The sequence below is a fragment of the Methylophaga sp. OBS3 genome (assembly GCF_026319325.1).
Classification (GTDB): Bacteria; Pseudomonadota; Gammaproteobacteria; order Nitrosococcales; family Methylophagaceae; genus Methylophaga.
This window is the reverse complement of sequence record NZ_JAPDMU010000001.1, coordinates 827,988-841,148: the sequence shown is the minus strand read 5'-3', so window position 1 is coordinate 841,148 and position 13,161 is coordinate 827,988. Positions and strand designations below refer to the sequence as shown.

General features: G+C 45.0%; 15 protein-coding genes. 14 read left to right on the top strand and 1 reads right to left on the bottom strand.

Annotation, left to right across the window (positions count from 1 at the left end):
- Positions 1-237: 237 nt before the first annotated feature.
- Positions 238-729: a hypothetical protein gene (locus OMP94_RS04125; protein WP_266276315.1), complete on the bottom strand. Its 492-nt coding sequence runs from the start codon at positions 727-729 to the stop codon at positions 238-240.
- 191 nt (positions 730-920) lie between these two features.
- On the opposite strand from OMP94_RS04125, the gene OMP94_RS04120 reads away from it, so the two are divergent.
- From OMP94_RS04120 to OMP94_RS04055, 14 genes are all read left to right on the top strand, one after another.
- Positions 921-2,039, top strand: coding sequence for a porin (locus tag OMP94_RS04120; protein WP_266276312.1), 1,119 nt, complete (start codon positions 921-923; stop codon positions 2,037-2,039).
- Between the two features lie 43 nt (positions 2,040-2,082).
- Positions 2,083-3,306 carry a formamidase gene (gene fmdA, locus OMP94_RS04115; protein WP_266276308.1) on the top strand — a complete coding sequence of 408 codons (1,224 nt, stop codon included), beginning with the start codon at positions 2,083-2,085 and terminating at the stop codon, positions 3,304-3,306.
- Between the two features lie 15 nt (positions 3,307-3,321).
- Positions 3,322-3,663: an FmdB family zinc ribbon protein gene (locus OMP94_RS04110; protein ID WP_266276306.1), complete on the top strand. Its 342-nt coding sequence runs from the start codon at positions 3,322-3,324 to the stop codon at positions 3,661-3,663.
- A 60-nt stretch (positions 3,664-3,723) separates the two neighbouring features.
- Complete coding sequence (gene urtA, locus OMP94_RS04105) at positions 3,724-4,974, top strand: urea ABC transporter substrate-binding protein (RefSeq protein WP_266276304.1); 1,251 nt, start codon at positions 3,724-3,726, stop codon at positions 4,972-4,974.
- Positions 4,975-5,088: 114 nt separating this feature from the next.
- Positions 5,089-6,012 carry an urea ABC transporter permease subunit UrtB gene (gene urtB / locus OMP94_RS04100; RefSeq protein ID WP_266276302.1) on the top strand — a complete coding sequence of 308 codons (924 nt, stop codon included), beginning with the start codon at positions 5,089-5,091 and terminating at the stop codon, positions 6,010-6,012.
- A gap of 17 nt (positions 6,013-6,029) precedes the next feature.
- Complete coding sequence (gene urtC / locus OMP94_RS04095; RefSeq protein WP_266276300.1) at positions 6,030-7,199, top strand: urea ABC transporter permease subunit UrtC; 1,170 nt, start codon at positions 6,030-6,032, stop codon at positions 7,197-7,199.
- A complete protein-coding gene (gene urtD / locus OMP94_RS04090) occupies positions 7,199-7,945 on the top strand; it encodes an urea ABC transporter ATP-binding protein UrtD (protein WP_266276298.1) in 747 nt (248 codons plus the stop codon). The genes urtC and urtD overlap by 1 nt, the downstream gene beginning before the upstream one ends.
- Positions 7,946-7,964: 19 nt before the next feature.
- Positions 7,965-8,654, top strand: a complete 690-nt coding sequence (gene urtE, locus OMP94_RS04085) for an urea ABC transporter ATP-binding subunit UrtE (protein ID WP_266276296.1) — start codon at positions 7,965-7,967, stop codon at positions 8,652-8,654.
- Positions 8,655-8,716: 62 nt separating this feature from the next.
- Complete coding sequence (locus tag OMP94_RS04080; RefSeq protein ID WP_266276294.1) at positions 8,717-9,607, top strand: urease accessory protein UreD; 891 nt, start codon at positions 8,717-8,719, stop codon at positions 9,605-9,607.
- A gap of 20 nt (positions 9,608-9,627) precedes the next feature.
- The gene (gene ureA / locus OMP94_RS04075; protein WP_266276292.1) at positions 9,628-9,930 is read left to right on the top strand and encodes an urease subunit gamma; all 303 of its coding nucleotides are present in this window, start codon (positions 9,628-9,630) and stop codon (positions 9,928-9,930) included.
- An 11-nt stretch (positions 9,931-9,941) separates the two neighbouring features.
- Entirely contained in the window at positions 9,942-10,250 is a 309-nt protein-coding gene (locus tag OMP94_RS04070) for an urease subunit beta (protein WP_266276454.1), read from the top strand.
- The gene (gene ureC / locus OMP94_RS04065; RefSeq protein ID WP_266276290.1) at positions 10,247-11,965 is read left to right on the top strand and encodes an urease subunit alpha; all 1,719 of its coding nucleotides are present in this window, start codon (positions 10,247-10,249) and stop codon (positions 11,963-11,965) included. Before OMP94_RS04070 ends, ureC begins: the two co-directional genes overlap by 4 nt.
- An 8-nt stretch (positions 11,966-11,973) precedes the next feature.
- The gene (gene ureE / locus OMP94_RS04060; protein ID WP_266276288.1) at positions 11,974-12,477 is read left to right on the top strand and encodes an urease accessory protein UreE; all 504 of its coding nucleotides are present in this window, start codon (positions 11,974-11,976) and stop codon (positions 12,475-12,477) included.
- 6 nt (positions 12,478-12,483) lie between these two features.
- A complete protein-coding gene (locus OMP94_RS04055) occupies positions 12,484-13,161 on the top strand; it encodes an urease accessory protein UreF (RefSeq protein WP_266276285.1) in 678 nt (225 codons plus the stop codon).

The window sequence follows — 13,161 nt, the reverse complement described above, 5'->3', positions numbered from 1 at the left end:
ATCGTTCAGGATTAGTTGCAGAAAGTACGCGGAAACAAAATATAAAAACTAGGCAAAACAAGTACATAAGTATTGCTTCTTTTCCGCGTAAAATTGTTTAAGTTATTGAAAAGTAAGGGTAAAGCACTTGCATGGGGTGCAAGGGGGCGAAGGTTCAAATCCTTCTGTCCCGACCAAATTGAATAACAAAAAGCCCGTAAAGCTAAATAGCCTTACGGGCTTTTTGTTATCTGAAAGTTACTTAAGTAACACTGCCCAACCTTCTTTTTGCATACAGGCAATTAATCCTCTCGTTACAAGACTCATATTCGCTTTTGGTGAGTGTTCTTCACCGAGCTCAGCTACGCAGTTTTCACTATCTGTCATTAACTGCTCTGGGCCAGCGCCTAAACGCCACCATGAGTTCACTTCGAGTGGCTCTAGTGGATCAACGGGTTTAGATTCTTCTATTTCCTCCATGACATCGCCAGCAACGGCAATTGTTTTCGACTCACCACGACTTAATGGCAGAAATGGTTTATCTGGACTAACGACTAACCAACCTTTTTCTTCTAAACATTGATCAAGTTCAGTTTCAGTAGACGTTGAAGTTTCACAGCGCTGTTTCTCATTTTGAAAGTCTGGGGCTTGGGCGCCGCGTTTATAACTGAACTCTGCACCACAGCCTGTTAATAAAAGCAGGCTACTTAATAGCAATGTGCCTGATACGTAGTTGACGCAAGGTTTCATGACTACTCCTTAAGTTCTTGTATTAATTCAGTGCTGACAGATTAACCGAAACGACTACGCAGTCATGTACGCAATTTGACGTATTTAAGCTCAACCCCCTCCTGACTAGTATGGCTCTCGACTGTTTAGTTGAAGAGCACCGAGGCGAATTCAACAACACTCTTATCAAGTGAGTCTTTCAGGAGAAGAAAATGAAAAAATTGAACAAGATCGCTAGTTTGGTCGCCTTGGCCTCTACTGCTACCTTGATGCCTGCAACGGCATCGCATGCGGCCGGTACGATTACATTTGGTGAAGATCAGTATGTAAGCGTCGGTTTTGGTATGCGTGCTAGCTATAGCAATTTAGAAGACGCTGCAAATGATGGTGGCAATAGTAACGACTTCGAATTGGATAGTGCACGTTTATACCTCTCAGGTTCTCTGAACAAATACATCAAAGGGATGTTTAACTCAGAAAAGTCGGGTGGTAACGATACTTTCCAAGTTATCGATGCTGTTGGTATTTTCCAATTCACACCTGATATGGCTTTATGGGCTGGTCGTTTCTTGTCACCAAGTAGCCGTGCCAACATGGCAGGTCCTTATTACACATCAGGTGATGGCTACTGGGCAAATATTACTGCACGTTATGGTTGGAATGGCGGCACTATCGGTCGTGATGACGGTGTGGCATTAGTTGCAACTGCTTTTGACCAACGTCTTGCGTACTCTTTCGGTGCTTTCGAAGCCGACAAAATTTTCGAGTTCAGCGGTATTGCTGATGTCGATAACAACCCAGATCAAGATGATGACCTGATGTATGCCGGACGCTTGCAATACAGCTTCTGGGATAAAGAGCCAGGTTATTACGGCACAGGTAATTACTTAGGTACCAAAGATATCTTCACCATTGGTGTTGCGGGTCGTCATAAAGGTGATGGCGCTGCTTCTGCAACAGATGTTGGTGACTACTCTCAATGGACTGTTGACTTATTAGTTGAGAAAAAAGTCGCTGCTGGTGCGGTGTCTCTTGAGGCTGCCTACTTTGACTACGACACTGATGATGTCTTCCTTTCAGAACAAGGTGATGCGTACTACGTAAGTACTGGTTTTATCTTCAAAGAAAAAATTGGTTGGGGACAATTCATGCCATTCGTTCGCTACCAAAGCTTTGATTCTGACGCTGGTGAAACCGAACGTACTGACTTTGGTTTGAACTACTTCATGGATGGCTATAACGCATCTGTTACAGCTGTGTATCGCGACTTGGAAAGAGAAGGTTTAGCTGATCAAGACCAATTCGTTGTTTCAATGCAGCTGCAATTCTAATCGCATTTCTAGGCAAATTTGTTTTCCAAAGTAGGAGATAGAGATGAAAACGTTGGTAAAACTCGATTTTGACAAGAAACCATGGGAGCAGGATGGCCAGATCCATAATCGCTGGCATCCAGATTTGCCCATGATCGCTATGGTCAAACCCGGTGATGAGTTCCGTGTTGAGTGTATGGACTGGACCGGTGGCCAGATTGATAACAACGACAGTGCGGATGATATTCGTGACGTTGACTTGCTGCAGGTGCATTACCTCAGTGGCCCAATCGGGGTTGAAGGTGCAGAACCAGGCGATTTGATGGTCGTTGAGATTCTCGATGTTGGTACGTTTGAAGACCAACAATGGGGTTTCAATGCGTTCTTTGCTAAAGAGAATGGCGGTGGTTTCTTAACTGACCACTTCCCAGAAGCACGTAAATCAATCTGGGATTTCCATGGTATTTACACCTCATCACGTCATGTTCCTAACGTGAAATTCGCCGGCATTATGCATCCAGGTCTGATTGGTTGTTTGCCATCACGCGAAATGTTGGAAGAGTGGAATAAGCGTGAAGCTGAGCTGATTGCAACTGAACCTGATCGTGTGCCACCACTGGCATTACCACCTGAACAACAAGCTGCTGTTATGGGCCGTTTGAAAGGTGATGAAGCAGTGAAAGCTGCTCAAGAAGGTGCGCGTACTGTGCCACCACGTGAGCATGGCGGTAACTGTGACATTAAAGATCTGACCAAAGGTTCGAAAATCTACTTCCCTGTTTATGTGAAAGACGGTGGCCTATCAATGGGTGACCTTCACTTCTCACAAGGTGATGGTGAAATCACATTCTGTGGTGCCATCGAAATGGCAGGTTATTTAGATATCAAAGTTAGCCTGATCAAAGACGGTGTTAAGAAGTACGGCATCAAGAACCCATTGTTCAAAAACAGCCCACTGGTACCGACTTACGGTGACTTCTTAATGTTTGAAGGTATCTCTGTCGACGAACAAGGCAAGCAGCACTATCTGGATGTTCATGTTGCTTATCGCCAAGCGTGTTTGAACGCCATCGAGTATCTGAAGAAATTCGGTTACACGGGTGAACAAGCCTTGTCGATTTTAGGTACAGCGCCGGTTCAAGGTCATATCAGTGGTGTGGTTGATATCCCGAATGCTTGTGCCACGTTATGGATCCCGACAGAGATCTTTGACTTTGACATCAATCCTTCTGTTGATGGCCCAATTGAGTTTGTCACCCCGGGCAGTGACTTGAGTTCAACTTCCTAAGCAAGGGGTTTGGTTATGCCAATTTATGACTACCGTTGTTCTGAATGTGGTGAGTTTTCCGCATTACGCAAAATGAGTGAAGCCAGTGAATCGGTGAGTTGTCCTGAATGTGGCGAGATGGCAAGCCGGATTATTTCGGCTCCTTATCTGGCACTGATGGATCGCAACACTCGGGTTGCTAATGAGCGAAATGAAAAATCTGCACATGAACCGAGAAAAGTAAGACGTTCTAGTTGTGGGTGTTCAGGAACACATACCTGCAAGTCGGACAGCGGTAGTCAGGCTGCCAAATCTAACCCTAATGGTTTGCAAATGCAGACCAAGAAAACCGCAAGACCTTGGATGATCGGACATTGATCACCCGTTAACGAAATGAACAACGCTGTTCGACATTTTTTGACAATCAGGAGATAAACGATGAGTTACTTTAGTCGAAGAAAGTTCTTGGGAAAAACCGGCGCACTGTTAAGTGCAATGGTAGCTGCTGGCTTCATTACTACCAGCGCAGTAGCAGCGGATTATCCGACTGCTGACGTCAACACAACAGGCTTGGCGGTTACTGATGACACAGTAACAGTTGGTATTTTGCACTCACTGACAGGCACCATGGCTATCAGTGAAACAGGTGCTCAAGAAGCTGAAAAGTTAGCCATTAAACAGATCAACGAGAGTGGCGGTATTCTTGGTCGTCAAATCGAAATCATTCAGGAAGATGGTGCTAGTGACTGGCCAACATTCGCTGAAAAATCTCGTAAATTGTTGGTAAATGACAACGTTGCAGCAGTATTTGGTTGCTGGACTTCAGCGTCACGTAAAGCAGCGTTGCCTGTTTTCGAAAAAGAAAATGGTCTGCTGTACTACCCAACGTTCTATGAAGGTTTGGAACAATCTAAAAACGTAATCTACACAGGTCAAGAAGCGACACAACAAATCTTGGCAGGTCTGGATTGGGTTGCTAAAGAAAAAGACGCTAAAACGTTTTATCTGATTGGTTCAGATTACATCTGGCCTCGTACCTCAATGAAAATCGCACGTATCCATATCGAAAAAGTACTGGGCGGTAAAGTTGTAGGTGAAGAGTACAAACCATTAGGTGATACGCAATTTGGTTCTGTTATCAACAAAATCCGTCTGAGAAAACCTGACGTTATCTTCGCTGCGGTTGTGGGCGGTAGTAACGTTGCTTGGTTCAAGCAGTTGAATGCTGCAGGTATTACATCTGACAAGCAAACACTGTTAACACTGTCTGTTACTGAAGACGAAGTCTTAGGTATCGGTGGTGAAAACCTGGAAGGTTTCTACTCAGTAATGAAGTACTTCCAAAGCTTGGATAACCCAAACAATGCTGAATTCGTAAAAGCATTTAAAGAAATGCACGGCGATGACAGTGTTATCGGTGACGTAACACAAGCTGCTTACCTTGGCCCATGGTTGTGGAAAGCTGCGGTTGAGAAAGCTGGTAGCTTCGATATCGATAAAGTGGTTGAAGTATCACGTACTGGCGAAATCGAGCTTGATACTGCGCCAGAAGGCTACGTCAAACTGCATCCTAACCACCACTTGTGGAGTAAAACCCGCATCGGTCAGTGGAACAAAGATGGTCAGGCAACCGTTGTTTATGAATCGGATTTAATCGAACCAAATCCATTCCCAGAAGGTTACCAATAGGCCTTAACTGTAAGTTTCACAGTAAAACGGGCTGGCTTCGGCCAGCCCAACTTGTGAAAGCCAGTCCCCAACAAAACAACCCTTTGATTAACAGAAAACTACGGAGTATCCGTTATGGGTGAGTATTCAATACAGGAATTGACCTCAATTTTAGCCATGCAGGGCTTTGCCGGGATCAGTCTTTTCAGCGTGTTACTGCTAATGGCGCTGGGATTGGCGATTATATTTGGACAAATGGGCGTGATTAACATGGCCCACGGTGAATTTATGGCGATGGGCGCCTATACGACATACTTGCTCTCAGTAGTGACTCAAACGTATTTCCCAGAGTTAATGAATTACTACTTCTTAATAGCCATTGTGGCCTCATTCTTTGTGGCGGGGTTATTTGGTTATCTCACAGAATTTGTACTCATCAGGCACCTTTACAAACGTCCTTTGGACACGCTGTTAGCGACATGGGGTCTGAGTTTGATTATGCAGCAGGCATTCCGTTCAATCTTCGGCGCACGTGAAGTGAGCCCAACATTACCGGATTGGCTGATGGGTTCTTGGACACCAACAGAATCAATCTTCATTCCTATTAACGGTATGTTTGTATTGGGTCTGACAACATTAGTCACTGTTGCTGTGTTCTTATTGATGTACCGCTCAACTTGGGGCTTGAATGTTCGTGCAACCACCCAAAACCGAGTAATGAGTGGCGCGGTTGGTATTAATACCAAACAAGTGGATCGTCTGACATTTGCATTAGGTTGCGGTATTGCGGGTATCGCTGGTGCAGCCTTTACGACAATTGCTTCGACAGGTCCGACCTCTGGTTCTTTATATATCGTTGATACCTTCATGGTTGTTGTATTTGGTGGTGCTGCCAGCTTGTTCGGCACAATCGCATCAGCATTTACTATCGCGCAAGCGCAATCCATCTTGGAATTCTTCATCAGCGGCTCGATGGCGAAAGTATTTACCTTGCTGGCACTGGTTATCATTTTGATGATGCGCCCTGAAGGTCTGTTCTCCATCAAAGTTCGTAAATAATCAGTAGGGAGTAACTCATGAATTTTGTCTATGAACGATTATTAGGCGGTCGAAGTGGTGCGATATCGATTGCGATTCTAGCCCTTCTGATCTTGGTGATTTTGCCTCTGGCATTGGATTTATTCCGACTGAACTTGGTAGGTAAATATTTAACGTATGCCTTTGCCGCAGTGAGCTTGGTCTTACTATGGGGTTACGGCGGTATCTTGAGTTTGGGGCAGGGGATCTTCTTTGGCTTGGGTGGTTATGCGATGGCCATGTTCTTAAAACTGGAAGCATCTGATCCAGAAAGCACAGCCATCCAAACTACGCCAGGTATTCCTGACTTTATGGACTGGAACCAGTTGTATGAACTCCCTTGGTTCTGGGTACCCTTTGATAGCTTTGCTTTTACTATCCTGGCGATTTTTGTGGTGCCGGCAGTATTTGCTTTCATCATCGGTTACTCGATGTTTAAGCGCCGTGTAGGTGGTGTTTACTTTGCCATTATCACGCAGGTTATCGCTGTCATCCTGACAGTCTTAATCGTCGGTCAACAAGGCTACACAGGTGGTATCAACGGTATTACTGACTTACGTACTTTAAATGGTTGGGATATCCGTACTGATGAAGCGAAATACTTGTTGTACTTCATCAATGCCTTCTTGTTGTTAGGCGTGATTATGGTGGCTAAATTCATCCTCAGCAGTAAGTTTGGTCAATTGTTATTGGCGATGAAAGATAAAGAAGACCGCGTTCGTTTCTCTGGTTACGACGTATCTAACTTCAAAATCTTTATCTTCTGTGTGTCAGCAGTGATTGCAGCAATCGGTGGTGCGATGTTTACGCTGCAGGTTGGCTTTATGTCACCGTCATTTGTCGGCATTGTGCCTTCAATTGAAATGGTTATCTTCGCGGCAGTAGGTGGACGTATGTCACTGATTGGTGTGGTTTACGGCACCTTATTAGTGAATGCCGGTAAAACAGCGTTCTCAGAAACATTCCCTGAATTGTGGTTGTTCCTGATGGGCGGTTTGTTCATCGCGGTGGTGATGTTCTTCCCGAATGGTTTAGCGGGTATCTGGAATAAGTACGCACCAAAAGTACCTTTCCTACGTCCGCTGATGGGCAAAAGCAAAAAGCCGGAAGAAAAGTTAGAAGCACCAGAAACCACTGACACTGAAGTGACTGCTGAAGGAGCCAAATAATGAGCACAAATACCGACTTTTTATTGGCCATTGAAGACCTGACGGTTTCCTTCGACGGCTTTAAAGCAGTTGATTCGTTAAATATGTATATCGACAAAAATGAACTGCGTGTGGTTATCGGTCCTAACGGGGCCGGTAAAACCACCTTGCTGGATTTGATTTGCGGTAAAACCAAAGCAAGTAGCGGTTCTATCAGCTTTAAAAATACTGAAATGACCAAGATGGCTGAACATCAAATCGTTCGTGCAGGTATTGGCCGTAAGTTTCAGACTCCGTCGATTTATGAAAACCTAACGGTCTATCAAAACCTAGAAGTGTCTTATCCAGAAGGTCGTGGTGTGTTTGGTAGCTTGTTTTTCAAAACCACTGATGCCGTCATTGAACGTGTTAATCAGGTGGCCAAAGACATCCAGTTAGATGAATTATTGGATACAGAAGCAGCTATTCTCAGTCATGGTCAAAAGCAATGGTTAGAAATCGGCATGTTGTTGATGCAAGACCCTGAGCTACTCATGTTAGATGAACCGGTCGCAGGGATGAGCGCCAAGGAACGTGATGAAACGGCGGAACTGTTAAACCGTATCTGTGAAAACCGTTCGGTGATTGTTATCGAACATGATATGGAGTTCGTCAAGAAAATAGCCCGTAAGGTCACTGTATTGCACCAAGGCAAAATCCTTGCTGAAGGCCCTATGGAAAAAGTTCAGGCGGATGAAAAAGTCATCGAAGTCTATCTTGGTCATTGATTAACGCTGGAGATTAACCATGTTTGAAGTAGAAAATTTACAAGTTAGTTATGGTCAGAGCCAGGTTATTCACGACATCAGCTTTAACGTCAATAAGAATGAAACGCTGGCAATCATGGGCCGAAATGGTATGGGTAAAACTACACTGTTCAAATCTTTGATGGGCATTCTGCCAAGTCAGGCTGATAAAGTTTCTGTTGAAGGTGTTGATGTTAATGGCATGGAAAGCCATAAGCGGGTTGCTAATGGTATCGCTTATGTGCCACAAGGCCGGATGATTTTCCCAACCTTAACCGTGCAGGAAAACATTGAAACGGGTCTACAAGTATCGAAAATGAAATCGATTCCGGATGACATCTTTTCATTGTTTCCTGTGCTACATGATATGCGTCATCGTAAAGGTGGTAACTTGTCAGGCGGTCAGCAGCAACAGTTGGCGATTGCCCGTGCTTTGGTGACCAATCCAAAAGTATTGTTGTTAGATGAACCGACTGAGGGTATTCAGCCATCAATCATTAAAGACATTGCCAAAGTCTTAAATGAAATTCGTCAGATGCGTGAAATTACCATCATTGTTTCTGAGCAGGTATTGAGCTTTACCATGGAGATCGCAGATCGAATTATCGTGATTGAGAAAGGTAAGTTTATCCATGAAGATCTGCGTGAAAACGTAGATGCGGCAATGGTTAAAAAGTACCTGACGGTATAAGTTCTATTGTTATTGGCGCACAAATGTGTTGCTCTATGTGCAACATGTAGGAGAGTGTTGGCATGAATGTGCGCTCGCAATCAGCGTTACCGTTAATAGAAAAAGTAGTTAGTCATACCTCAAATCAGTTGATGACTGGCTGGGATGCCAGTCTGAAACTGATGTTTGACCACCGCTCAAATCAATCAACACTGGCGCGCAGGCAACATCATGGTCCGCTAGTACTGCAAAAAATCCTTTACCCAGAAGGCCCTGACGTAGCACATGGTGTGATTATTCATCCGCCAGGTGGTGTCGCTGGTGGTGATCATCTCTTTCTTGGTGTTGATATGGCCTCAAAGTCATCAGCATTATTAACGACACCGGGGGCAACTAAGTGGTACAAATCACTCGGACGACAAGCCAGCCAAGATATTGTGATCAATGTGGCTGACAATGCACGCCTTGAATGGTTACCACAGGAAAATATCGTATTTGATAGTGCAGATGTCGTTTTAAATACCCAAGTGAATTTAGCCAAGTCAGCTGTCTTTGCTGGCTGGGAAGTGGTTTGTTTAGGCCGCAAAGCCAGTGGCGAGCGTTGGCAGACCGGCCAATTTCGTCAAAAATTACAAATCAGACGTGAAGACAAGCTTATTTGGAATGAATCCGCTTTAATGAACCCAAACAGTAAATTGTTAACGGCAATGGCTGGACTTCACGAACATGTTGTCTTCGGTAGTTTAGTGGTTGCTGCTAGTGAGACGCCGGCTGAAGTATTGAAGCAATGTCAGGACATCACCCTGACGTCAAAAGCAGATTATGGTGTGTCAGCATTACCCCAGATATTTACAGCACGTTATATGGGTAGCTGTGCCCAAGAAGCAAAAATGTATTTTGAAAAAATTTGGCACTATTTGCGTCCTTGGTATGGCGAGCGCGAGGCTAGCCGACCACGCATTTGGTCCACTTAATTGATAAGGGCTGACAAGCAATGGAATTGACCCCTAGAGAAAAAGATAAGTTATTAATTTTTACCGCAGCGCTATTGGCTGAGCGGCGTAAAGATCGTGGTTTAAAGCTTAATTATCCAGAAGCGGTGGCCTTTATCTCTGCAGCCATTATGGAAGGGGCAAGAGATGGCAGAACCGTTGCCGATCTGATGGATTACGGTGCGACCTTATTAACACGAGATGACGTGATGGATGGTATTGCAGAAATGTTGCCCGAAATTCAGGTGGAAGCGACATTTCCAGATGGTACTAAGTTGGTCACAGTACATAACCCGATTATTTAAGGACGATGACGATGATTCCAGGCGAAATGCGAGTGAAACCCGGTCAGTTATCGATGAATGAAGATCGTGAGCTGATAACCATTGATGTCTCAAACAGTGGTGACCGACCGGTACAAATCGGCTCGCACTACCACTTTTTTGAAGTAAATGATGCGTTGCTGTTTGACCGTGATAAGGCTTACGGCTTTCGGTTAAATATTGCGCCTGGAACCGCCGTGAGGTTTGAACCAGGTCAGATGCGAACAGTTGAATTAGTGGCTTTATCAGGCCAACGTCAGGTTTATGGTTTTGCAGGTAGAGTCATGGGGGCCTTGTCATGAGCTTAAAAATTGACCGCCAAGCTTATGCTGAAATGTTTGGCCCAACCGTTGGCGACAAAATTCGCCTAGCTGATACCGAGTTATGGATCGAAGTTGAGAAAGACTTCACGACCTACGGTGAAGAAGTAAAGTTTGGTGGTGGTAAGGTCATTCGTGATGGTATGGGCCAATCACAATTATGTGCTGATGAAATCGCCGATACCGTCATTACCAACGCGCTTATCATTGATGCGGTAACCGGTATTATCAAAGCCGATGTCGCTATTAAAGACGGCAATATCTGGGCAATTGGTAAAGCCGGAAATCCCGATATCCAACCGAATGTCACTATTCCTGTTGGCGCCGGTACTGAAGTTATTGCTGGCGAGGGTATGATTCTCACCGCTGGTGGTATTGATAGTCATATTCACTGGATTTGCCCACAACAAATTGAAGAAGCCTTAATGTCAGGTGTCACCACGATGCTTGGCGGCGGAACCGGGCCTGCAACAGGGACGTATGCAACAACTTGTACACCGGGGCCATGGCATATTCATCGTATGCTTGAAGCCGCTGAAGCTTTCCCAATGAATATGGGCTTTTTCGGTAAAGGTAACGTCTCTAAACCTGAGCCTGCCAGAGAGCAAGTGACGGCTGGTGTTATTGGCTTAAAACTTCATGAAGATTGGGGTACCACGCCAGCAGCGATTGATAACTGTTTGTCAGTTGCAGAAGAAATGGATATTCAGGTCGCCATTCACTCAGACACCTTAAATGAGTCAGGTTTTGTTGAAACCACTTTGGATGCATTCAAAGGCCGCACTATTCATACCTTTCATACCGAAGGGGCGGGTGGTGGTCATGCACCAGACATTATCAAAGCCATTAGCTCAAGTAATGTTTTACCTTCCTCAACCAATCCCACCCGACCATTTACGGTCAATACCTTAGATGAGCATTTGGATATGTTGATGGTGTGTCATCACCTTGACCCTTCCATTGCCGAAGATGTTGCGTTTGCTGAGTCGCGAATTCGTCGTGAAACCATTGCAGCTGAAGATATTCTGCATGACACCGGTGCATTTGCCATGATGTCATCAGATTCACAGGCAATGGGCCGAGTAGGGGAAGTGGTGATTCGTACTTGGCAAACAGCCCATAAAATGAAGTTACAACGTGGCGCTTTACCAGAAGATGCGGCAAGTAATGACGGTGATGCCGATAACTACCGGGTGAAACGTTACATTGCTAAATACACTATCAACCCAGCGATTACCCATGGTATTTCAGATACGGTGGGTTCGATTGAAACAGGTAAGTTGGCGGATTTGGTTTTGTGGCGTCCAGCATTTTTTGGTGTGAAACCGACGTTGATTTTGAAAGGCGGCATGATTGCAGCCGCAGCAATGGGCGATCCCAATGCCTCTATCCCGACACCACAACCAGTCCATTACCGACCGATGTTTGGTAGTTATGGCAAAGCATTAAAAAGCTCAGTGACATTTGTTTCTCAAGCCGCCCTGAATAACCCTGATGTGCAAGCGTTAGGTTTAGAAAAGCCACTGGTTGCAGTCAAAAACTGCCGGAGCATCAGTAAAAAAGATATGGTGTTGAATGACGCGACGCCTGAGATAACCGTGGATCCAGAAACCTATCAAGTGTTGGCTGATGGTGAATTGCTGATTTGTGAGCCTGCGGTCGAGCTGCCGATGGCTCAACGTTACTTTTTATTCTAAGGACAAACATGCTGTCTTTTTCGACCAAGCTTTCTCATATTCATAGTGATACAACGATTGATGATGTTGTCGCGTTGAGCTTTGATTTACGGCAAAAGAGCCGTATTCGCGTTACCTTACAGTCCGGCACTGAGGCCGCTTTGTTTATGGAACGTGGCACCATTTTACGCGGCGGTGATTACCTCAAAGCCGATACCGGTGAAGTGATTAAGGTTGTTGCTGCTGATCAATCAGTAATGCAGGTGACTGCCACTAATGCGCATGCTTTAACCCGTGCGGCTTATCATTTGGGTAATCGTCATGTGCCTTTGGAAATTGGTGATGGCTGGTTAAAGCTTGAGTCAGATTACGTTTTAAAAGACATGTTAATAGGACTTGGTGTGCAGGTTGAAGAGTTACAAGCGCCATTTGAACCTGAATCGGGCGCGTACTCTGGTGGCGGACATCACCATCATCACGATGATGACGATCATGTTCACAGCCACCATCACCATCATGGACATAGCCATTAACATTTTATGACGGCGTCATTATCACGACTTCTTCAGCTTGCCAGCCCGATGCTGCCAGTGGGAGCGTATAGTTACTCACAAGGTTTAGAGTGGGCTATTGAAACCCAGGCTGTTCGTGATGTTGATACAGCTAAACAATGGATTGGCGATGTCATGTCGATCTATTACGTCAATTTTGAATTACCCGTGTTACGTCGTTTATTTGAGGCGTGGCAAAAAATGGATACCGTGCAAGTACAAGCTTGGGATGACTTTTACCAAGCTGGGCGTGATAGTAGTGAAGCCTTGGCTGAAACGCAGCAAATGGCGTATTCACTGTTAAGACTACAGCGCGACTTAGCAACGTGGCCTGATAATGTGTTGGCTTTTAGTGAGTCAATGGAACAGCCAGCTTTTCCAACTATGTATGCAGCCAGTGCTTGGCAATGGGAAATCCCATTAGCAGAGACTCTACATGCCTATATTTGGTCATTTTTAGAAAACCAAGTCAGTGCAGTTATGAAAGCCGTGCCTTTAGGGCAGGTCGCTGGACAACGTATTTTGTCCGACCTCGCTAAGATGATTCCGGCGTTGGTCGAAGAGTCCATGCAAATTGCTGATGATGACATCCACAATTTTTGTCCGGCACTGAGCATTGCTGGCTGCCGACATGAAACACAGTATTCCCGATTATTTCGATCCTGA